This window comes from Bradyrhizobium sp. ISRA442, assembly GCF_038085055.1.
Taxonomy (GTDB): domain Bacteria; phylum Pseudomonadota; class Alphaproteobacteria; order Rhizobiales; family Xanthobacteraceae; genus Bradyrhizobium.
This window is the reverse complement of sequence record NZ_JALGCN010000008.1, coordinates 117,599-139,475: the sequence shown is the minus strand read 5'-3', so window position 1 is coordinate 139,475 and position 21,877 is coordinate 117,599. Positions and strand designations below refer to the sequence as shown.

The window sequence follows — 21,877 nt, the reverse complement described above, 5'->3', positions numbered from 1 at the left end:
CGCCGATCAGGTGCCCTCGGTTCGCCGTTCCTGCGCATAGCGCACCAGCGCCGCGAAGCGGTAGATGCCATGCACGAACTTGCCGTAAGGCATGGTGACGAACAGCGCGAACACCACGCCGAGATGCAGCGCGAGCAGTGGCCCCATCGCGGCGGTCTCCCGCAGGATCAGCAGCGCCATGCCGGTGGCACCGGTTAGGAACAGCATGGCGATGAAGCCGACATCCATGCCGTAGCGCGCTTCGTCAAGCAGCTCGGGGGCGCGACGCATCTTGGCAACGAACAGCCCGATCGGCCCCGCGATCAGGCCGATGCCGCCGAGCGTGCCGAGCACGACCGGCAAATCCCACCACGGATACGGCGCCTCGCGGCCCAGCAGATAGTGGTAGAGCGTGGCGACCGAGGTCGCCGCAAAGCACAGCAGGAAGCCGTAGAAGGTGAGGTGGTGACAGAGCTTGCGGCGGTCGGTCGGCCGGTCGTCCTCATTGTAGCAGCCGACGCCGCCACCATGGAGATAGCGCAGCTCGCCCGCATCGCGGATCGCCTGGAGAAGCGAACCGCCATCGGCGCGGCCGCCGATGGGATCGCCGATGTCGCGCCAGAACGCGCGGACGCTCATGACCAGCGCGAGGATGGCATAGAGGAACGCTGCGCTGAACAGCACGGCCATCGCATTGTGCGGCATCAGCTTGTAGAATGCGCCGGCCCCGGCATGCACGCCGAACAAAACGCCGCGGTCGTTGAGGGCGACAAAGCCGAGGATGAAGGCCGCCACGCTGAGCGCAGCAACGATGCTGATCACGAGGCCGTTGCGCGCAAAGGTGCCGGACAGCGCCCGCGGCCAGGCATAGGCCGCATAGGACTCAGCGCGCGCAATCGCCAGCGTCTTCGGAACATTGACGTTAAATTCGTGTGGCGGCGAGAACTGGCAGTCGACATAGCAGGCGCCGCAGGCGTGACAGAGATTGGCGAGATAGTTGAGATCGCCGTCGGAGAAGGCGCGGCGCATCTCCATGGCCGGAAACACCGCGCACAGACCTTCGCAGTAACGGCAGGAATTGCAGACCGTCATCAGGCGGTCGGCTTCGTCGAGAATCCTAGTTCCGTGCATGTTTCGCCGCTTCCCGTCCTGCGATCCGCCCGAACACGCTGCCGATGGTCATGCCGATCCCGGCGGCATAGCCCTTACCGAGCACGTTGCCGGCCATGATCTCGCCGGCCGCGAACATGTTGGCCGAGGGCCTACCGCCCTTCATCAGCATGCGCGCCTCTTTGTTCACGCGCGTGCCGAGATAGGTGAAGGTGATGCCGGGCCGCACCGGATAGGCGAGATAGGGCGGTGTCTCGATCCGCCGCGCCCAATGCGTCTTCGGAGGCGTGATGCCCTCGGTGCGGCAGTCGTCCAGGATGGTGTGGTCGAAGGTGCCGGGCCGCACCGCGGCGTTGAAGCCCGAGATGGTCTTTTCCAGCGCCGCCGGATCGAGCGTCAGCTTGCCGGCGAGTTCGGCTATCGTCTGCCCGGCGATCGGCGGGAACAGCGTCGGCATGAAGCTGGTGACGACGGTCGAATCGAAAATAATGTAGGCGATCTGATCGGGCTGCGCGGCGACCAGCCGGCCCCAGATGGCGTAGCGCTTCGGCCAGATATCCTCGCCCTCGTCATAGAAGCGCTGCGCGTGCTTGTTGACGACGATGCCGAACACGACGGAGTCGTGGCGTGTGATGATGCCGCCGTCGAATTTCGGCGCGCGGGCGTCGATCGCGACCGCGTGGCACTGGGTGGGATCGCCGACCTCCTGCACGCCTTTGCCGAGCAGCATCTTCAGGATCGAGCCGCGATTATAGGGCGTGCCGCGGATCAGGAAATTGTCGGCGGCTTCACCCCAGTGCTCCTTCAACCACTCGATATTGGCCTCGAACCCGCCGGCGGCCGCAACCAGCGAGGTCGCGCGGATCTCGGTGTCGCCGTTGATCGGCCGCTTGACGCGGGCGGCCAAGAACATGCCGTCCTCGATCACGAGATCGATCACCTCTGCATCGTAGGCGACCTCAACGCCGAGCCGCTCGGCGGTGAGATAAAGCGCATTCAGCATCGCGCGGCCGCCGCCAAGGAAGAAGGAATTGGTACGCCCGAGGCTGAGCGTGCCGCCGAGCGAGGGCTGCCAGCGCACGCCCTGCTCCACGATCCAGTTCAGGATGTCCTTGGACTCCCGGATCATGTGGCGGGCGAGTTCCTCGTCGGTCTGTCCGCCGGTCACGACCAGCAGATCCTTCCAGAACTCCTCCTCGGTATAGGGGCCGGTCAGGATCTCGGTCGCGGCGTCATGGGCGCAGCGCATGTTGCGGGTATGGCGCGTGTTGCCCCCGCGATAGAACTTAGGTGCGCCTTCGAGCACGAGGACCGAGGCGCCGCCGCGCCGGGCGGCGATCGCCGCGCAGAGCGCCGCATTGCCGCCACCGATCACCAGCACGTCGTATTTGCTGCCCATGCCGTCCGTCCGATGCGACGCGAGTTAGAGAGAATCTGCTGGCCGGCGGCCGCGGTCAACCCGGCCGCCATTGCGTACTTTTGTATACAAAGATATACATCAACGGTGCAAGCGGCATCTCTGCATGGGCAGGATGCGTCCTGCGTCACGAGGAACCATGGCCAGACGCCCGGCAAAGGCAGGCGGATCGATCTCGCGCGGCGCCGGTGTGGCGCTGGGCGAAGCCGTGTTCCGCTCGCTGTGCGAGGCGCTTCAGGCAGGCAGCTATCGCGCCGGCGACCGCCTGCGCGAAGAAGAGGTCGCCGAGCGGCTGAAGGTGAGCCGCACGCCGGTGCGGGAGGCCCTTGGCCGGCTCGCGGCGCGCGGCTTCGTCGAGCCCGCCGGAGGCCGCGGGCTGATCGTACGCAGCCTCGACATCTCCGAGGTGCTCGAGCTCTATGCCATGCGCGAGATCATGGAAGGTGCGGCTGCCCGTCTTGCCGCCGAGCACGCCTCCACCCCCGAGATCGACGCGCTCCGGGACATCGAGCAGGCCTTTGCCGAGGCTTCCGAGACCAACGCCGCCGAGATGGCAAGGCTCAACCGCGCCTTCCACGAGGCCATCTGCCGGGCCGCGCGCAATCGCTACCTCGACAACGCGTCCCGCGAGTTGCAGGACTGGATCGCGCTGCTGGGACCGACGACCTTCACGGTGACGGGCCGGCCGACGACCAGCCACAGAGAACATCAGGCCATCATCGACGCCATCGCCGCACGCGACGGCGACAAGGCCGAAAACCTTGCGCGCGCGCACATTCGCGAAGCGTTGCGCTGCCGGCTGAAGCTTCTGCAGAAACAGTAGACGCGCCGGCTATCTCCTGGCCCGGCGCGGCGGACGTGAGCCCGCATCACGGCCGTCCGCGGCCGAGGCCACAGCGCTCTCCAGGAGCTCGGTCGGACCGCCGAGCGCCCGCGTCAGGCGAATGGCCGCTTTCAGCAGCAGCGACGACATCGTCTTGATGCTCTCCCGCGTGAAGCGCGGCTTCGGCCCCGAGAGCGACAAGGCGCCGGCGCATTTGCCGCCGGGCCCGAATACGGGACAGGCCAGCCCCGCGCAATCCGGATCGCGCTCGCCGAACGACACCGCAATGCAGCTCTCGCGGATGTCGTCATAGGCCTCGCCCTTCTCGCCGTCGAAAGCGAGGATAATCCGGCCGGCCGCGCCGCGATCGAGCGGCAGCAGCATGCCGGCCTCGACCCGGTCGAGGGTCGAATGCTGAGAATCGACGCGAAAGATGCAGAGCCTGCGCTTGGCGTCATGCCGCACATGAAACGAGGGACTCTCGGTGCCGTCGGCCACGAGCTGGCGCAACAGCGGCATCACCCGATCATGCAGATTGTTGGCGCGCTGATAGACCGCGCCCAGCCGGAACGGCGTCGCGCCGAGATGATAACGGCCGTCGGACAATTGCACGAGGTAGCCGAACTCCTGCAACGAGCTCATCAGCCGCAGCAGCGTGCTCTTGTACATGCCGGTGCGCCGGGCGAGCTCGGCCAGCGCCATCGGCTCGGGCGCGTCCTCGAACGCCGCCAGGATCGTCAAGGCGCGGTCGACGGCGGCGACACCGGGCGAAGCCATGCAGTCTCCTTTTGAGGGAATCCGGACGGGTCGATCAACTTTGCGATCACCGGAAAGTACGCATCGCCCATGCCCTTGTCGATCGTCTCCTCGAAGATCGTGCGCATCAGCCCCGCGCCCCTGAGGTTGAGGCCGGCCTCCTCGCCGAGCGCCAGAGCGTAGCTCAGGTCCTTCATCGCATATTCGGTCGAGAAAGCCCGTAGCGGAAACTCCTTGGCGAGGATCGCTTTCATGCCGTGATTGCGGAGCGCGAAGCTGTCCGCCGACCCCTTCGACAGCGTCTCCAGCAGGAGCTTCGGCTCGACGCCGCTGTGCTTGGCGAGCGCGACGGCTTCCGCCAGCGCATTGACCGTCTCGAACAGCACCATGTTGTTGAGGATCTTTGTCACCTGCCCTGCCCCGGTGCCACCGCAGAGGGTGACGTCGGTGGCGAAATGCCGGATCAGCGGCTCGACCTTTGCGAACTGCTCCGGCGTCGCGCCGACCATGACGCTGAGGGTGCCATCCTGCGCCGCCTGGCGGGTCCGGGCGATCGGCGCATCGATCCAGAGCGCGCCCTTTTCAGCCAGTTGCCGGGCGAATTCGCGCGTCATCCCGACTTCGGATGTACCGAGATCGATCACGGTCTGTCCGCTCCTGATCGACGGCAGGATGCCGCCTTCGAAGGCCGACAGCACATGCTTCGCGCTCGGCAGGCACAGGAAGATGATCTCGCTGCCGCCGACGACGTCGCCGACGGATTTGGCCGCAGTCGCGCCATCCGCGACGATCCGCGCCAGCGGATCCGCGGCGAGATCGAACGCCAGCACCGTCCGCCCGCTCTTGCGCAAGAGGTTGCGGCAGATCGGCTCGCCCATGACGCCGAGACCGATGAACCCGATCAATCCAGACATTCCGTACTCTCCTCAAAAGCCAGCGGTGGGCAGGCGCAAGCGCCCGCCCGCCGATATTCCTACTTGACCAGCGGACAGCCGCCCTCGCTCATCGGCCGGAAAACGTCATCACCCGGCTTGGAGCTGACGACCCGGTAGTAATCGTATTTGTACTTGGCCTCCTCCGGCTTCTTCACCTGCACGAGGTACATCGTGTGCAGCACGCGCCCGTCGGGCCGGATTGCGACATCCTTGTTGTACATGTCGTTCACTTTCATCTCGTGCATTTTTGCCGCAACGGCCGTCGCGTCCGTCGTGCCGGCGGCCTTGACGGCGGCGAGATAGTGGCGGACCCCGCTATAGACACCCGCCTGCACCATGCTCGCGACCTTGCCGTCCATCAGCGCGGCGTAGCGCTTCGACCACGCCCGCGTCTCCTCATTGAGGTCCCAATAGAACGAGGTCGTCACCTGCAGGCCCTGGGTGACCTTCAGGCCGAGCGAATTGACGTCAGTGATGAAGACGAGCAGACCGGCAAGCTTCTGACCGCCCTCTACGATGCCGAACTCGCCGGCCTGCTTGATGGCGGTCTGCACATCCGCGCCGGAGGTCGCAAGGCCCACGACGTCGGCCTTGGAGCCCTGCGCCTGCAACAGGAACGAGGCGAAGTCGGCGGTGCCGAGCGGGTGCGCGGCCGAGCCGATCACCTTGCCGCCGGCTGCCTCGATGAACTTCGTTGCGTCGCGCTGCAACGCATGGCCGAAAGCGTAGTCGGCGGTGACAAAATTCCAGGTCTTGCCGCCGGCGCGCGTGATCGCGTCGCTGGTCAGCTTGGACAGCGCATAAGTATCGTAGTTGAAGTGAAAGCTGATCGGCGAGCAGGACTTTCCGGTGAAGTCGGATGAGCCGGGGCCGCTGATCACGAAGATCCTGTTCTTCTGCTTGGCCACTTCGAGGATGGCAAAGCCGGCGGACGAGGCCGCGCCGTCCGCGATCATGTCGACGCCCTCATTGTCGAACCATTTGCGCGCAGTAGCCGAGGCAATGTCAGGCTTGTTCTGATGATCGGCCGAGATGATCTCGATCTTCTTGCCGAGGATCTCGTTGCCGAAATCCTCCGCCGCGAGCTTCGCAGCGGCGACCGAGCCGCGCCCGCCATTGTCGGCGAACACACCGGACTGGTCGTTGAGGACGCCGATCCGGATGACATTGTCAGCGGCCGACGCCACACTCGCCTGTGCGGCCAGAACGGCCACCGCAATCCAACGCAACTTCATACGATACGACTCCACTTTACGAACTTTGCTTGTCGAGAATGTCTTGCAGGACGGGCGCTATGTAGCGGCGGAACTGCGCGGGGTTCTCACTCATGGGGAAATGGCCGAGCCGCTCCATGACCGCGGCCTTGGCGCCCGGAATGCCTGCCGCAGTGCGCATCGTGTCGTCCGGCGTGCAGGAAAAATCGTACTCGCCGGTCAGGAGGTAGAGCGGGCACTGGTTGACATCGATGGCACCGATGCGACCGCGCAGATCGCCGTCGACGCGATAAAAATAGAGGTCGCCCTTGAAGATGCCGGGGCCGCCCTGCTTGTAGCCCCACAGCGTCTCGTTTCGCGCCGCTTCCGGGCCGTTCGGTGCGATCAAGCCGGACACGAGCGCTGCGCAGACTTCACCGCCATGAACGTCGGGCCGGTTGAGCCAGGCGGTGTCGTACCAGGGTTGCTGGAAATCGGCGGCCTCGAGCCCGATCAGCGCGCGGAACTCGCGGGCGTGCTCGATCGCGAGGTTCAGCACGATGCGGCCCCCGATCGAGCAGCCAATCACCACTGGCCATTCCAGTTTCAGCGCCTTGCAAAAAGCGCGGATCGTCGCGGTATAGCCTGCCGTGGTGAGCCGGTATTCGCTGCCATATTGGCTGTCCGGCGGATTCGATTTGCCATGCCATGGCATGTCGAAGGCGATGACGCGGAAGTTTTTGGTGAACTCCTCATCGACGAGCAGATGACGCCACTGCCGCGCATCGGAGCCCGCAGTGTGCAGGCAGACCAGCGGAATGCCGCTACCGTTCTCCTCGAAATAGATGCGATTGGTTTCGCCGTTGATCTCGACATGCACGTAACGGCCGACGATCGGCTCGATGAAGCCGTTCATGACGGGCCTCCGAAACCGTTGCGGCGCGGCAGCGCCAAGAGATCCTTGAAATACTGCAGATGCGCCATGAAGGGATGCAGATCGCCTTCGAGCGTCGCCTGCCCGCGCTTGGTCAGCGCCAGAAGATCATGCCAACCGGGCGGCGGCATCGTCTGCCAATAGGCCGCGAATGCCGCCGGCGTCGCGCGATAGGCGAACCGCCAGGACCGCATCAGCACCGGCGCGGGCGCCATGTCGATGATCTGCCCGGCACGGATGGCGACATGAAACGGCTGCGTGCTCGGGCCGAGCAGACAATCGACGTCGAGCCAGCGGCCGCGTGCGATCAGCGCCGCGTCGCGCGCCAGCAACTCCGGAATTGCCCTGAAGCTCGCGACGACAGCGTCTGGCGAAAATGACACCGGCGGATCGCTGCTCTGGCCACGGTCGAATTCCATTGCTCCACCCTCGATCGAGTCGTTCTACCCTACAGAACGATATTCTATTTCTTCCGTTGTTCTATACAGGCCCCGCACATGAACTCAAGCCCGCCTCGATGTCATGGGTGCGCCGTCCCCGACGCCGGACAGCGGCACCACCAAGATGCTCACGGGAATGAATGGGCCCAAGCAACGCCGCGAAGGCGTATGCAAGCCGCCTCGGTCAGGCCTCGAACACGCGCGTGAAGAGCCAATAGCCGCCGAGCAGGCTGATCGCCGCGGATACGGCATAGACCAATCTTGCCGCCCTGACCGGCTTGGCCGGATCAGGCGCGATCAGCCGATCGAACAGGCCGAGCGCCGGCATGACGATCGCGACGATTGCTACCTGCCCGATCTCGACGCCGATATTGAACGCCGCGAGCGCCGGCACGATCGCGTTGGCCGGCAGGCCGACCTCCCGGAGCGCGCCGGCGAAGCCAAAGCCATGGATCAGCCCGAACAGAAAGGTCACGCGCCAGCGCTTGTCGATGTCGCGCGAAAAGAAATTCTCGACGGCCACGAACACGATCGAGGCGGCGATCGCAGGCTCCACGATGCGACTCGGAATGACGACGAGGTCCAGCGCCGCCAGCGACAGCGTGATGGAATGGGCGATGGTGAAGGCAGTGACGATCTTGATCACCGGAATGAGCCGGCGCGCCCACAGCACGACCGCGATCAGGAACGCGACGTGATCGTAGCCGAGGAAGATGTGCTCGATGCCGGTGAGAAGATAGCGCTGCATTGTCGACCACAGCGGCGGCGCCGGCGCCGACAGCGTGACGGTGGTATTGCCGGCATCGAGCAGCGCCTGCGCCTCGGACTTGCCCTGCGCGACCAGCACGACCTGGCGCGCGGTCGGATCCTTCTCGGTCAGCACAGTGGAGCGATAGACGATGTCGCCAGCGACGCCCGCGCAGGCAAAGCTGTTGCGATAGATGACGCCATCGCCGTCCGCCAGGATCGCCGCTGTTCCGGCGCTGCAGGCTGTGCCGTCGGCACCGGTCACGGCGAGATGTGCTTTCATGTACGCGAGGATCGATGCGGCAGCCGCATCGACCGCGGCGGGATCGACCGCGTCCGCCTTTGCGTCGTAGATCTTGATGCCGACGAGGCGGTCGACGTCACTGCCCTTGAGCGCCACCTCGACGGTCACGGTGCGGTCGGCGGCCAGCGCCAGGCGCGCCGTCGAGAGATTGACCTGGTGCGCGCACGCCGGCACGCCGAAGCCGAGCAGGACGATGCCGAGCAGGAGGCGGAGCAAGCTCATGATCCTGCTCCGACGGCGCGGAGCAGCTCGGTCAATCGGCGCATCTCGAACTCGGCCACGGTGACCACCGCGCCATCGGGCGCGAGACGTGCGTAGCGGTCGAGACTGTCGGCGGACGTGCCGAACTCGAGCCTGGCCAACGGCGCAGCCGCATCGCGCGCGAAGACCAGCACGATCAGGCTCGGCAGGTTGAGCCCGTAGCGGGCGAGTTGCGACGGATCGGCCGGTCCGACCCAGGTCTCGACTGCGGCGGCATCGAACGCACGCAGCGCCGCGTCGATGATGCGCGCCTGCTCGGGATCGGCGACGTGCACGAGGTTGCCGGCGGAGTGATTGTGCTGACCGAGATGGCGGAACCAGTTGCCGGCGGCGTCGCGTTCGAAGCGGGTGAGCTTGCCGGCATAGACGATCTCGAGCGCCCAGACCTGCGCCATCGAAACCGGCAGCAACAGGCTCCTGCCACGGCTTGCCGCGTCCGGCCCGGACGTGCCGTGCAGACGGCGTGCCATATCGAGCGTGACCCTCCACTCCTCCCCGACATGGCGCGGCATCAGATACACTGCGGGACGCCCGGCGATCCGGACGTAATGAGAGGTGCTCGCCGGGTTGAGCGCGCCCACATTCACGGACGTCGTCGAACCATCGGCGGTCTCGATCACGGCAACCGTTGCGGGTGGATCGAGACCAAAGGCGGCGAAGCTCGCCGCCGTGAGTTCCGCGGCTAAAATTTCGCGTGCGGGCTCGCTGACGGTGACAAGCCGCAGCGCCGTTTTGAGATGCGATCTGAGTTCGACCGGCACGGCGCCATCCAAGCCCTCGATCGTCCACTCGCCGGCCTTACGCAACAGGACGACGCTGTCGCCGTCAGAGCGAATCTCCACCCGCTGCGCGTCGGCGGGCGCGATCGTCACGAGCCCCTTCGGTGCGAATGCGACCTTGCTGCGCAGCTCCGGCCATTGCCCGCTGACGATCAAGACACCCAGCAGTGCCATCAGGCAAACAGCGAGCAGCGGCGTCAGCCATCGGACCATCGCGCGGGTGGCCGCCCGGTCCCTCACCGTCGCCTCCACCACATTGCAACACCGAACAGCGCCGTGCTCAGCGGCAGCAGCACCTCCAGCACGATGAAGGTGTCCCGCATCTGGCTGCTGGTCAGCACGATCTCCGGCAGCTTGAAGGTCTGCGGGGCGACGCTCGGCGTCGCGTCATCCTCGGCGAGCCAGCGCAGCATGGCGAGCGACAGCTCACCATTGGAGACATAGGGGAAATATTCGTTGCTGGCGACCTTGCTGGTGCCGGCCACGACCAGGCGGAAGCGTTTGCTCGGCGAGGCTCCCGGCCAGCTACCTTCCAGCGCGACTGCGAGCGGCTGTGCGCTCCGCTGCGCGTTTGGCGGATCTCCGCCTGTCGTAGCCGCAGCCTTAGGCGATCGCAGATAGCTGTCCTGGCTGCTTGCGGCCAGCACTACAAGGCTCACCCCGGACGGCGGACGCGACACCGCGATCGGCCGCGCCTGCGGAAACACGGTGAGCGCCAGACGCTTCGTGATCGGATGCGGCGGATAGTATGGCACCGCGACCTTGTCCGCATCGGTGCGGAAATGATTGAGGGGATCGATGACGATCGCCGCTTCACTCGACAATCCCACGGGCTTGAGCAGTAGCCGCTCGAGATCACCACCGATCTCTGACAGCGGATCGATCAGGAGCAGCAACCGGCCGCCGCCCTTCACATAATCGCCGAGCAGCACCGCCTCGTCAACGGTGAAAGCCGTACGCGGGCCGATATCGGCAACAACCGAACAGTCGGGCGGGATGCTGGTCGCCGTCACTGTCACGAGCTCGCGCATCTCGAAGCCGATCTGGTTCAGAGCCAGCAAGAGCCGGTCGAGCGCTTCGGGCGCGGTTTCCAGCACGTCGCCGGCACCGGGCGTCTCGTGGCCCTTCAGGGTCTCGACATGGCTGAAATGGAAGTGCGAGGGCAGCGGCCGAAACGTCTCGCCATGGCCGGTGACGAAGCACACCGTCTCCACGCGCTTGCGCAGCACGCTCAATGCCGCATAGCCGATGCGGGCGGGATCGATGACGTTTTCGACCAGGACCTTGCGATCCTCGGCCTGCAGCACCGCCGTATTGTAGGCGCGCACGCCGAGATCTCGGGCAAGACCGGGCTCCTTGTCGAGATCGATGGCACGGAACGCCAGCAACGGATGGTTGCGCGCGGCGGTCTGAACGAGGTCACGGACAGAGATCGCGTTGGCATCGCTCGCATTGTAGAAATAGGTCAGCGCAAGCGGCGTTCGCAATTGTGCGATCACGTCGATGAGCTGCTGCGGCGGCGTGTTGCGTCCTTCCCGGCTGACGTCGAAATGCACGTCGTGGCGGTAGAGCGCGACATTGGCGCCGATGACCGCCACGACCGCGGCGACTACGATCGACGCGTTCGCAAACCAGGCCGACCAGCGCAAGCCGCCGCCGCGCAACGGAAGCCGGATTGCCAGCATGAAAAGCGCGAGCAGAGCGAGGAAGCAGGCGGCGAACAACAGGCTGTTCGATGCCGTCTCGCCGAATCCTGCAAAGCCGATCGCGCCACTGGCGATGGCGCCGGCCGCCAGGACGAGGAGCGCGATGTTCGATCTGGCAGATCCGCTCATCGCCTTGCCCTCTCACCGCCGTGCCAGGGCGCGGACCGTCAACAGCAGCATCAACAGGGTGACGCTGAGGAAGAAGCCCACATCGGACAGATAGATCGAGCCGACGGCAAAGGGACGGAAATGCACCGAGAGCGAGAGGTTCACCACCAGCGTGTCGGCGGGGCTCGGCAGGAGCCAGCCGAAATTGTCGATGATCCAGAGCAGGAGGAACACGCTGAGCGACATCAGCGCCGCAATCACCTGGTTGGCCGTCAGCGCCGAGGCCAATAGCCCCGTGCCGACCAGCGCCGCTCCAAATAGCAAAAGCCCGAAATAGCCGCTGTAGATCGGGCCGAAATCAGGATCGCCGAACCAGGCGAGCGCGGCCGCGTAGGCGCCTGAGAGCAGGAGCATGACGACGATCAGGCTCATCGCGGCCAGGAACTTCGCCAGCACGATCGCGACCTCGGAGACCGGCGCGGTCAGGAGAACCTCCAGCGTCTTCAGCTTCCGCTCCTCCGCGAACAGCCGCATGGTGATCAGCGGCACGGTCAGCATGAACAGCACGAACATCTGGAAGAAGATGTGCACCATGCTGGGCTGATGGCTGAGGAACAGCGTGAGCGTAAAGCTGTAGCCCATGATCAGCAGGAACACGGTCATGAGCACGTAGGCGATCGGCGAGGAGAACAGCGCCGTCGCTTCCTTACCCAGCAGCACCGCAAAGCTTCTCATGCGGCCGCCTCCGGTCGCCGAGTGAGATCGAGAAATACCCGTTCGAGATCGGGCCGGAGCTCGGTCAGCTCGCGCACCGGAATTTGCGCTGCGACCAGGGCGGAGACCAAGTCGGCCGCAAGCGCGGGACGCCGCTCCGCCCTGACGAGGAAGCGTCCCGCACTGTCCGGATTCGCGACAATTTCGCGCACACCGGCGACCGCCTTCGTCGCACCGCGCACGACATCTTCGGCCGCGTCCACCGACAGACGCAACATCAGATCCTGCGCGGCATCTTTCAGCGCATCGGATGTCAAAAGCACGCCATCGAGCAGGATCATCACGCGCGAGGCGATCTTCTCGATCTCGGGCAGGACGTGCGAGGCCAGCAGCACGGTGTGGCGGCCGGCCAGCGACTGGATCAGGTCGCGCACGGCGATCACCTGATGCGGATCGAGCCCGCTGGTCGGCTCGTCCAGCACGAGAACCCTGGGATCACCGAGGAGCGCTTGCGCGATCGAGACCCGCTGGCGGAAGCCGCGCGACAGCTTGCCGGTCGTCAGCTTCATGACGCGCGCAAGATCGAGCCGCTCGGTCGCCTCGTCGACCGCTGCCCTCGCCTTCGGCCCGTGCAGTCCCTTGAGGCCGGCCATGAAATGCAGGAATTCGCCGACCCGCATGTGGTCGTAAAGCGGCGCGTCTTCCGGCACATAGCTGATGGCGCGACGCACGCCGAGGGAATCTTCCACAACATCGTAACCGGCAACCTCGATGCGTCCCGAGGTCGGCACCAGATAGCCGGTGAGCATGCGGAAGATCGTGCTCTTGCCGGACCCGTTCGGCCCGAGCAGGCCGACAATCTCGCCGGGCGAGATCGTAAAGGACACGTCAGCGACGGCGCGCCGCGGGCCGTACCATTTCGTGACGCGCTCGGCGAGAACGACCGGAGAGACAGCCGGAAGCATGGAGACTCTACACACCCCTCTGGCAAACACCGCCTAAGCCTACCGCGCAAAATCCCGGGCGCGAAGGCCCGGGATGACGACGCGCGCGGAACGACCCGAGGTCGCCACTCACTCGTAGAATTCGGGCGAGTGCTTGTGCGCCTTGAACACATCGGGGTCGTGGGCATAGATGATGTCAGCGCCCTCGGTGTCGCGAACCCGCTTCACCCAGGCGTAGGCATCGAGCATGCCGACGGGATCATAGACGCTGCCGATGCTCGGCAGGATGTTCTTGTCCAGATTCTCCTGGAGATAGACGGCATCGCTGGTCAGCACCACCGTGCCCGTCTTCGGCAGGCGCACCACCAGGATCTGGCTTCCGGGCGTGTGCGATACGGTGCGGTGGATGAAGACACTGTTGTCACCGAACAGGTCGAGATCGCCATCAAGCTCGATGGTCTTGTACTTGGCCGGCATGCCGCCGCCGACGCTGTTGCGCAGCATGGCGAAATCGTCAGAGATGAAGAAGGTGGCATAGCCCGGCGCCGGCCAGAACGCGTTCCTGATCTCGTCGCGCTGGAACACAAAGGTCGAATCCAGGAACTTACCGATGTTGCCGGCATGATCGACATGGAAATGGCCGAGGACGACATATTTGATATCGGACGGCTTCACGTTGATCTTGGAAAGCTGCGCGTCGATAGCGACGTCGGGCGAGCGGCCCGGATCAAGCGCCTTCACGAACGGGCCCCAATAATCGGGGTCCTTGATGATGCGGTCGTTGTTGCCGCAATCAAACAGAACGTCGCCCTTGGGATGGCGGATCAAGAAAAAGCCGACAGGAATCTGGACCTTGCCGCTACTGCCGTTCTGAATGATCGACTTGTCGAGATTGAGCGCCCCCGAAGAGAAGACGTAAAGCTTCATCTCCTTTGGCGGTTCAGCGGCCAGCGCGGCAGCCGACATAAAAAAAAGTCCTGCGGCCAGTGAGCCAAGGACCTTCGACGCAGTCACCCGCATGTCGTCCTCCCTGTTTTCGACGCACTTTTTTCAGCGGATGTGGGTATGCTACCATAGTCTCATACGGCTGTGCAGGCTCAAGGCACGCAGCCGGGCAAATAAATCAACCGGTGCCAAGCGCGGTTTTGTGCGCTGCAATTGGCACCGCTGGGGCGCTCAGGCGACCACGTCGGCCACGATCGTCTTCAGGACGTCCCGCACGTCGGCCGGCCTGAGCCGCACCTGCAGGCCGCGTTGACCGCCATTGACATAGACCTGGTCATGGGCGAGCGCGCTTTGCTCGATCACGGTGCGCACTGGTTTGCGTTGTCCGAACGGGCTGATGCCGCCGACCTTGAAGCCGGTGACGCGTTCGGCTTCGAGCGGCTTCATCATTTGCGCCGACTTGCCGCTGGCGGCACCAGCGAGCTTCTTCATCGAGACTTCCTGGTCGGACGGAACGATGACGCAGACCGGCTTGCCGTCGACCAGTGCCATCAGCGTCTTCAATACGCGCGCCGGATCTTCGCCGAGCGCAGACGCCGCCTGGAGCCCGATGCTCTCGGCCTCGGGATCGTAGTCATAGGTGTGAAGGGTGAAGGCAACACCGGCGGCAGCGAGCGCGCGGGTTGCGGGGGTGGCTTTGGACATGCGCAATGTCTAGCATTGCTTCGCGGAACGGTCATCGGGCCGCGCTTCGCGCAGGGCCGACAGCTCGCAACGACGGGCTTGAGGTACACGCAGTCCACAATCTCGGTGTCATCGCCCGACTTGATCGGGCGATCCAGTATTCCAGAGCCGTCTGTAGCTTAATCGACGAGCCGCGGAGTACTGGATGCTCCGGTCCCGGCTTCGCCAAGGCTGCGCCGGGCCACGAGGCTGCTCGGCCGCCGAAGCTTTAGCGAAGGCGGCAAGCCGGGGCATGACAGTGTTCAATGTGGCAAGCCTCGCCTGCGATGGCAGCCAGTACGCACTCACTCCGCCGCGTCGCGCATCTCGACGCGTTCGGCTCTCGCCGCGCAGAACTTGAACTCCGGGATCTTTCCGAACGGATCAAGCGCCGGGTTGGTCAGGAGGTTCGCCGCCGCTTCCGCGTAGCAGAACGGCATGAACACCATGTTCTCCGGTACGTCGCGATCGGAGCGCACCTTGACCTCAACCGCGCCGCGGCGGGTCTCAAGCCGGATGAAATCGCCGGGCGCGAGCTTCTTCTTCCGCATGTCCTTCGGCGACATGAACGCGACCGCCTCGGGCTCGATCTGGTCGAGCACCTGCGCGCGACGCGTCATCGAGCCGGTGTGCCAGTGTTCGAGCACGCGGCCGGTCGACAGCACCATCGGAAATTCGTCGTCGGGCACCTCGTCCGGAGGGACGACCTTGGCCGGCACGATCTTACCGCGGCCACTCGCGGTCGGGAAGCCCGTGGTGAAGATGATCTCATTGCCGGGCTTGTCGGGATCGTCGACCGGATAGGTGACGGCGCCTTCGCGCACCAGCCGCTCCCAGGTGATGTTCTTGAGCGACGGCATCAACTGCGCCATCTCGGTGAAGACATCGCCGGGGCCCGAATAGTTCCACGGCAGGCCCATGCGCTTGCCGATCTCCTGGATGATCCAGAGATCCTGGCGCGCATCGCCCGGCGGCTTGATGACCTGGCGCGCGAGCTGGACGCGGCGATCGGTATTGGTGAAGGAGCCGTCCTTCTCCGCGAACGCCGAGGCCGGCAGAATGACGTCGGCGTGGAACGCGGTCTCGGTGACGAAGAGATCCTGCACCACGAGATGATCGAGCATGGCGAGCGCTTCGCGCGCATGCTGCAGATCGGGGTCGGACATCGCGGGGTTCTCGCCCTCGATATACATGCCCTTGATCTCGCCGGCATGGATCGCGTTCATGATCTCGACCACCGTCAGGCCGCGGACAGGATCGAGCTCCTGGCCCCACAGCTTCTCGAAACTGGCACGCATGTCGTCGCGGCCGACCGGCTGATAGTCGGGGAAGAACATCGGGATCAGGCCGGCGTCGGAGGCGCCCTGCACGTTGTTCTGGCCGCGCAGCGGATGCAGGCCGGTGCCTGGGCGGCCAACCTGGCCGGTGATCAGCGCGAGCGCAATCAGGCAGCGCGCATTGTCGGTGCCATGGACGTGCTGGCTGATGCCCATGCCCCAGAAGATGATCGAGGATTTGGCCCGCGCATAGGTTCTGGCGACCTCGCGCAGGGTCTGCGCCGGGATGCCGCAGATCGGCTCCATCTTCTCCGGCGTGAACTCCTTGATCTTCTCCTTCAGATCCTCGAAGCCTTCGGTGTAACCGGCGATATATTGGTCGTCGGTCAGCCCTTCGGTGATGATCGTGTTGATCATCGCATTCAGCATGGCGACGTCGGAGCCGGGCTTGAACTGCAGATGCTTGGTCGCATGGCGGGACAGCGACTGCCGACGCGGGTCCATCACGAAGAGCTTTGCGCCCTGCTTGGTCGCGTTCTTGATGAAGGTCGCCGCGACCGGATGGTTCACGGTCGGATTGGCGCCGATCACCCAGATCACTTCCGCATCCATCGCGGCAGAGAACGGCGCCGATACCGCGCCCGAGCTCAGGCCCTCGAACAGCGCCGCCACCGATGAAGCGTGACACAGCCGCGTGCAGTGATCGACATTGTTCGACCCGAAGCCGGTGCGCACCAGCTTCTGGAACAGGTAAGCCTCCTCGTTCGACCCCTTGGCCGAGCCGAAGCCGGCCAGCGCTTTGACACCCTTCTCGTCGCGGATCTTGACCAGGCCCTTGGCGGCGATGTCGAGCGCTTCCTCCCACGACGCTTCGCGGAAATGGGTGAAGGGATTGGCTGGATCGACCTGGTCGTTGGCGTCCTTCTTCGCATTCGGCAGCCGCACCAGCGGCTTGGTGAGACGATGCGGATGGTGGATGTAGTCGAAGCCGAAGCGGCCCTTGACGCAGAGACGATTGCGGTTGGCCGGGCCGTCGCGGCCCTCCGCATAGATCACCTTATCGTCCTTGACCTGGTAGGTGACCTGGCAGCCGACGCCGCAGAACGGGCAGAGCGAATCCACCTTCTTGTCAGCATAGGTGACGCGGGTCTGCGCCTCGTCGAGCATCACGGCCGGCATCAACGCGCCGGTCGGACAGGCCTGCACGCACTCGCCGCAGGCGACACAAGTCGACTCGCCCATGGGATCGTCGAAGTCGAACACGATCTTGGCGCCGGCATTACGATAAGCCATGCCGATGACGTCGTTGACCTGGACCTCGCGGCAGGCGCGCACACACAGGCCGCACTGGATACAGGCGTCGAGATTGACGCGCATCGCCGGATGGCTGGCGTCGGTCGCCCAGCGCTCGGCGGCGGGAAAGCGACTCTCGGTGACGCCGGTGGTCTCGGCCCAGTGCCAGAATTTCGAGTCCGGATCGTGCGAGGTCGCACGCGCCGGCTGATCGGCAACGAGCAGCTCCATCACCATCTTCTGCGCGGCAACCGCGCGCGCACTCTCGGTCTTCACCTTCATGCCGACCGACGGCGTGCGCTTGCAGGAGGCGGCGAGCACGCGCTCGCCCTCGATCTCGACCATGCAGGCGCGACAGTTGCCGTCAGGCCGGTAGTCCGGCGCGGGCGAATAGCAGAGATGCGGGATCTCGCAGCCCTGGCGCTGTGCCACCTGCCAGATGGTCTCGCCCGGATTGGCTTCGACCTGCTTGCCGTCGAGCTCGAATGTAATTTTCGTCATTCAGCCGCTTCCTTGAACTCGTCAGGGAAATATTTGATCACGGAAGTGAGCGGATTCGATGCCGCCTGTCCGAGCCCGCAGATCGAGGCATCGCGCATCGCCTGGCTCAATTCTTCCAGCAGTGCACGGTTCCAGACCGGCCGCTGCATCAGCAGCGCAGCCTTCTGGGTTCCGACGCGGCACGGCGTGCACTGGCCGCAGCTCTCGTCCTCGAAGAACTTCATCAGGTTCAATGCCGCCGTTCTCACGCTGTCCTTCTGCGATAGGATCACGATGGCAGCGGAGCCGATGAAGCAGCCGTATTTCTCCAGAGTGCCGAAATCGAGCGGGATGTTGTCCATTGACGCCGGCAGGATGCCGCCGGAAGCGCCGCCCGGCAGGTAAGCGTAGAAGGTGTGGCCGTCGGCCATGCCGCCGCAATATTCGTCGATCAGCTCGCGCACGGTGATGCCGGCGGGCGCGAGCTTCATGCCGGGATTCTTCACGCGGCCGGAGACCGAGAAGCTGCGCAGGCCGTGACGCTCGTGGCGGCCGTGGCCCTTCCACCAGTCGGCGCCCTCCTCGACGATGTCGCGCACCCACCACAGCGTCTCGACATTATTGATAAGCGTCGGCAGGCCGAACAGGCCGACCTGGAACGGATAAGGTGGCTTGTGCCGGGGCAGGCCGCGCTTGCCCTCGATGCTTTCGAGCAGCGAGGATTCCTCGCCGCAGATGTAGGCACCGGCGCCGCGCCGCATGTGCAGCGTCGGACCGCCCGCGGGGAGCTTTGCGATCTCGCGCTCGAGAATTGCACGCGCGGCCGGGTATTCGTCGCGCAGATAGATGTAGATTTCGCCGGCCTGCACCACATGCGCGCCGATCAGCATGCCCTCGATGAAGCGGTGCGGATCGGTCTCGAGATAGTAGCGGTCCTTGAACGTGCCGGGCTCGCCCTCGTCGCCGTTGATCGCCATCAGCCGCGGCCCGGGCTCCCCTAACACCGCGCGCCATTTGCGCCCCGTCGGGAAGCCTGCGCCGCCGAGGCCGCGCAGCGAGGCGTCGTCGAGCGACTTCAGGAGATCGTCCGTCGACAATTCGCCCGAGCGCACGCGGTCGAGCAGCTTGTAGCCGCCGCCGGCGACATAGGCGTCATAGTCGATGTATTTCGGCACATGGGCGTGCGTGTCGCCGGACTTCGCAGCCGCGAGCACGTCGCCGACCGTGGCGTGGTCGACGAAATTGTGTCCCACTTCCGCAGCCGGCGCCGTATCGCAGCGACCGACGCAGGGCGCGCGCACCACGCGGATGCCGGGGCCGCTGGTGCGCTGAAGGTCTTCAAGCAGCTTCTCGCCGCCGAGCATCGCGCAGGTGAGCGAGTCGCAGACGCGGATGGTGAGCGGAGCGATGTCCGGCTCGCCTTCCTTCACCACGTCGAAATGCGCGTAGAAGGTCGCGGTCTCGAACACTTCGGCGAAAGCGAGCTTCATCTCGTCGGCAAGGGCCGCGAGATGTGCGGCCGAGATCTGGTGATACTTGTCCTGGATCAGGTGCAGATATTCGATCAGCAGGTCGCGCCGCCGCGGCTTATCGCCGAGCAATTGCGCAATCTCGTGCGCTGCCGTGGGATCGACCTGCCGCCCCTTGGGCGTGGCCTTGGCGCGCCGGCGCCCCTCGCCCGGGTGTTCGAATTCGAGAACCTTGTGAACGTCGTGGCTGCTCATGGAAACGCCGCGTTCTCCTCAAAATCGCGATGATTGCCGGCAGGATCGCCACCGCGAACCGCCGTCATTTCCTGGCCTGATCATTCGGGAACCGCGTCTCCCGCGTCTTGCGGATCAAACCTCATTCCGAGAAACCTTAGCCTGTGGTATGCCAGATGCAAGACAATTTAGAACGCCTCTATAATGATTTAGGGGGCAGGCAGGGCGCCCGCCATGCCCCCCGAAACGTTCTATTGCGGAACCTAGCCGTCAGGTCTGTTCATGCACTCCTTGATGCAAGACACCGCGGGAAGCCGAGCTTCAGCCTCCCGCGGCGGTGAGCTTGCGATCAGAAGATCTTCACCGCGCTCTCGACCGTCTTGTACACGCCCCAGGCCAGCGGGATTCCAACGAACGCCCAGAACAGCGCGGCCTTGGCGTCCAGACCGCCCGTGCCGATGCCAAAGGAACCATGCTGGATCGCAGCCTCGCCCTTGGCGCTCGCGGCCTGGAGCTTTGCAACCTCCTCCTCGCTCATGTTCCACTTCGGATCGACCGGCTTGACCAGATAGTTGCAGATCAGGCCTGCGATCAGCATCGCGCAGAGAATGTACATGGTCGTGTTGTAGAGCTGGTCGCGCGGAACGCCCGCCGCGAGCTGGAACTCGCGGATGTAGTTCACCACGACCGGACCGATGATGCCGGCGGTCGACCACGCCGTCAGCAGCCGGCCATGGATGGCGCCGACGAACTGCGTGCCGAACATGTCGGCCAGATAGGCCGGCACGGTCGCGAACCCGCCGCCATACATCGAGAGGATGATGCAGAAGGCGAGCACGAAGAACAGCTTCGAGCCCATCGCCGCGAAGGTCGGCGCCAGCGCGTAGAGCACGATGCCGAGCAGGAAGAACGTATAGTAGGTATTCTTGCGGCCCATATAGTCGGACATCGACGCCCAGAAGAACCGGCCGCCGATGTTGAACAGCGACAGCAGGCCAGCAAAGCCGGCCGCGATACCCGCGATGACCGCCTTTTGGTCAACCGAGAGCTGGCCGAAAGTCAGCTCGGGATGACCGATCAATTTGCCGGCGAAGATTTCCTGGAGCATGGGCGAGGCCATGCCGATCACGCCGATCCCCGCCGACACGTTCAAGCAGAGCACCCACCAGATCAGCCAGAACTGCGGCGTCTTGTGCGCATTGTCGAGGTGCACGTGATGCTCGGTGATCATCGACTTCTTTTCGCTCGGCGGCGTCCAGCCTTCCGGCTGCCAGCCGGTCGGCGTGACGCGATAGGCAAACGCGCCGATCATCATGAACACGAAATAGATCACGCCCATGGCGACGAAGGTTTCCCAGACACCGACGGACGTCGGCGTCTTGAAGTAGTTGATCAGCAGATTGGCCAATGGCGCGCCGATCATGGCGCCGCCGCCAAAACCCATGATCGCCATGCCGGTCGCCATGCCGCGGCGATCCGGAAACCATTTGATGAGAGTCGATACCGGCGAGATGTAGCCGAGGCCGAGCCCGACGCCACCGATCACGCCGCAGCCCAGCCACATGATCCAGAGCTGGTGGACGTAGACACCGAAGGCGCCGATCAAGAGACCGCCGCCCCAGCAGAGCGCAGCGACGACGCCCGCCTTGCGCGGACCGACACGCTCGAGCCAGCCGCCCCAGATCGCGGCGGAGACGCCGAGCAACACGAAGAACAAAGTGAACATCCACCCGAGGCTGGCGACCTTCCAGTCGCACGTCGTGGTGAACAGTTCCTGCCACAGCGAGATGTCCGGGCACGCCTTGCTCTGCGTGATCCCGATGGCGCGCGAGAGCGGCAGCCAGAACACCGAGAAGCCATAGGCCATGCCGATGCAGAGATGAATGCAGAGTGCCGCCGGCGGCACCAGCCAGCGATTGAAGCCGGCCTTCGCGACGGTGTGCTCGCGATCGAGAATTCCCGCGCCGGCGCCCGACAGCCTTCCAGCGCTTTCAATTGTAGTCATACACATCCTCCCCTGCAGGACACCCTTCTGAGTGAACCTGTTGCTATGACCCTTGTCCTCAGCCCGTTGCGGCGCATCTGTCCCCGCCGCCCCGCACAAAGTTTCGGCACGCGCCAGGATCACGACGCGCACTCCAGACGTCTAACCCCTTAGGTGGGGGTCTATGCCGCACGCCACGCGGTGTGGCTTCACATCGGCCAGCTTGCTCCACGTATCGCTGGCACGATTCAACCTCCGCGTCCCCACGGAAATTGTCAATTGGGACAGACGCGATGGTGATAGACAAATGGTTGGTATCAAC

Annotated in this window: 18 protein-coding genes; 1 reads left to right on the top strand and 17 read right to left on the bottom strand. The window is 64.7% G+C overall.

The features are described 5' to 3' along the window. Window positions 1-6 precede the first annotated feature (6 nt). Together tcuB and tcuA are read right to left on the bottom strand one after the other, a co-directional pair. Window positions 7-1,110 (bottom strand): tricarballylate utilization 4Fe-4S protein TcuB, encoded by a 1,104-nt coding sequence (tcuB, locus tag MTR72_RS18805; protein ID WP_280969374.1) that lies wholly within the window; start codon window positions 1,108-1,110, stop codon window positions 7-9. After that, window positions 1,097-2,488 carry an FAD-dependent tricarballylate dehydrogenase TcuA gene (tcuA, locus tag MTR72_RS18800; RefSeq protein ID WP_280969373.1) on the bottom strand — a complete coding sequence of 464 codons (1,392 nt, stop codon included), beginning with the start codon at window positions 2,486-2,488 and terminating at the stop codon, window positions 1,097-1,099. Before tcuA ends, tcuB begins: the two co-directional genes overlap by 14 nt. A gap of 157 nt (window positions 2,489-2,645) precedes the next feature. Here tcuA and MTR72_RS18795 point away from each other — a divergent pair, with 157 nt between their 5' ends. After that, complete coding sequence (locus MTR72_RS18795; protein ID WP_280969372.1) at window positions 2,646-3,329, top strand: GntR family transcriptional regulator; 684 nt, start codon at window positions 2,646-2,648, stop codon at window positions 3,327-3,329. 9 nt (window positions 3,330-3,338) lie between these two features. On the opposite strand, the gene MTR72_RS18790 is transcribed toward MTR72_RS18795, so the two are convergent. From MTR72_RS18790 to MTR72_RS18720, 15 genes are all read right to left on the bottom strand, one after another. Then, entirely contained in the window at window positions 3,339-4,106 is a 768-nt protein-coding gene (locus MTR72_RS18790) for an IclR family transcriptional regulator (RefSeq protein WP_280969371.1), read from the bottom strand. Further along, window positions 4,067-4,999, bottom strand: a complete 933-nt coding sequence (locus MTR72_RS18785) for an NAD(P)-dependent oxidoreductase (protein WP_280969370.1) — start codon at window positions 4,997-4,999, stop codon at window positions 4,067-4,069. The genes MTR72_RS18790 and MTR72_RS18785 overlap by 40 nt, the downstream gene beginning before the upstream one ends. 59 nt (window positions 5,000-5,058) lie before the next feature. Then, window positions 5,059-6,255, bottom strand: a complete 1,197-nt coding sequence (locus tag MTR72_RS18780; protein WP_280969369.1) for an ABC transporter substrate-binding protein — start codon at window positions 6,253-6,255, stop codon at window positions 5,059-5,061. Window positions 6,256-6,271: 16 nt separating this feature from the next. After that, entirely contained in the window at window positions 6,272-7,129 is an 858-nt protein-coding gene (locus MTR72_RS18775) for an alpha/beta fold hydrolase (protein WP_280969368.1), read from the bottom strand. Continuing rightward, entirely contained in the window at window positions 7,126-7,566 is a 441-nt protein-coding gene (locus MTR72_RS18770) for a hypothetical protein (protein WP_280969367.1), read from the bottom strand. The genes MTR72_RS18775 and MTR72_RS18770 overlap by 4 nt, the downstream gene beginning before the upstream one ends. 205 nt (window positions 7,567-7,771) lie before the next feature. Further along, entirely contained in the window at window positions 7,772-8,860 is a 1,089-nt protein-coding gene (locus tag MTR72_RS18765) for a HupE/UreJ family protein (RefSeq protein ID WP_280969366.1), read from the bottom strand. Continuing rightward, complete coding sequence (locus tag MTR72_RS18760; protein ID WP_280969365.1) at window positions 8,857-9,918, bottom strand: DUF4340 domain-containing protein; 1,062 nt, start codon at window positions 9,916-9,918, stop codon at window positions 8,857-8,859. The genes MTR72_RS18765 and MTR72_RS18760 overlap by 4 nt, the downstream gene beginning before the upstream one ends. Continuing rightward, on the bottom strand, window positions 9,915-11,513 hold the full coding sequence (locus tag MTR72_RS18755; protein ID WP_280969364.1) for a Gldg family protein: 1,599 nt from the start codon (window positions 11,511-11,513) through the stop codon (window positions 9,915-9,917). The genes MTR72_RS18760 and MTR72_RS18755 overlap by 4 nt, the downstream gene beginning before the upstream one ends. A 12-nt stretch (window positions 11,514-11,525) precedes the next feature. Further along, window positions 11,526-12,227 carry an ABC transporter permease gene (locus tag MTR72_RS18750; RefSeq protein ID WP_280969363.1) on the bottom strand — a complete coding sequence of 234 codons (702 nt, stop codon included), beginning with the start codon at window positions 12,225-12,227 and terminating at the stop codon, window positions 11,526-11,528. Then, a complete protein-coding gene (locus MTR72_RS18745) occupies window positions 12,224-13,171 on the bottom strand; it encodes an ABC transporter ATP-binding protein (protein WP_280969362.1) in 948 nt (315 codons plus the stop codon). Before MTR72_RS18745 ends, MTR72_RS18750 begins: the two co-directional genes overlap by 4 nt. A 108-nt stretch (window positions 13,172-13,279) precedes the next feature. Further along, the gene (locus MTR72_RS18740; protein ID WP_280969361.1) at window positions 13,280-14,116 is read right to left on the bottom strand and encodes an N-acyl homoserine lactonase family protein; all 837 of its coding nucleotides are present in this window, start codon (window positions 14,114-14,116) and stop codon (window positions 13,280-13,282) included. 210 nt (window positions 14,117-14,326) lie between these two features. Further along, window positions 14,327-14,800: a Cys-tRNA(Pro) deacylase gene (ybaK, locus tag MTR72_RS18735; RefSeq protein WP_280969360.1), complete on the bottom strand. Its 474-nt coding sequence runs from the start codon at window positions 14,798-14,800 to the stop codon at window positions 14,327-14,329. 323 nt (window positions 14,801-15,123) lie between these two features. Next, window positions 15,124-17,889: a formate dehydrogenase subunit alpha gene (gene fdhF, locus MTR72_RS18730; RefSeq protein ID WP_341510821.1), complete on the bottom strand. Its 2,766-nt coding sequence runs from the start codon at window positions 17,887-17,889 to the stop codon at window positions 15,124-15,126. Continuing rightward, window positions 17,886-19,592, bottom strand: coding sequence for an NADH-ubiquinone oxidoreductase-F iron-sulfur binding region domain-containing protein (locus MTR72_RS18725; RefSeq protein WP_280969358.1), 1,707 nt, complete (start codon window positions 19,590-19,592; stop codon window positions 17,886-17,888). Before MTR72_RS18725 ends, fdhF begins: the two co-directional genes overlap by 4 nt. 328 nt (window positions 19,593-19,920) lie before the next feature. Next, window positions 19,921-21,576, bottom strand: a complete 1,656-nt coding sequence (locus tag MTR72_RS18720; RefSeq protein ID WP_280969357.1) for an OFA family MFS transporter — start codon at window positions 21,574-21,576, stop codon at window positions 19,921-19,923. Window positions 21,577-21,877 lie beyond the last annotated feature (301 nt).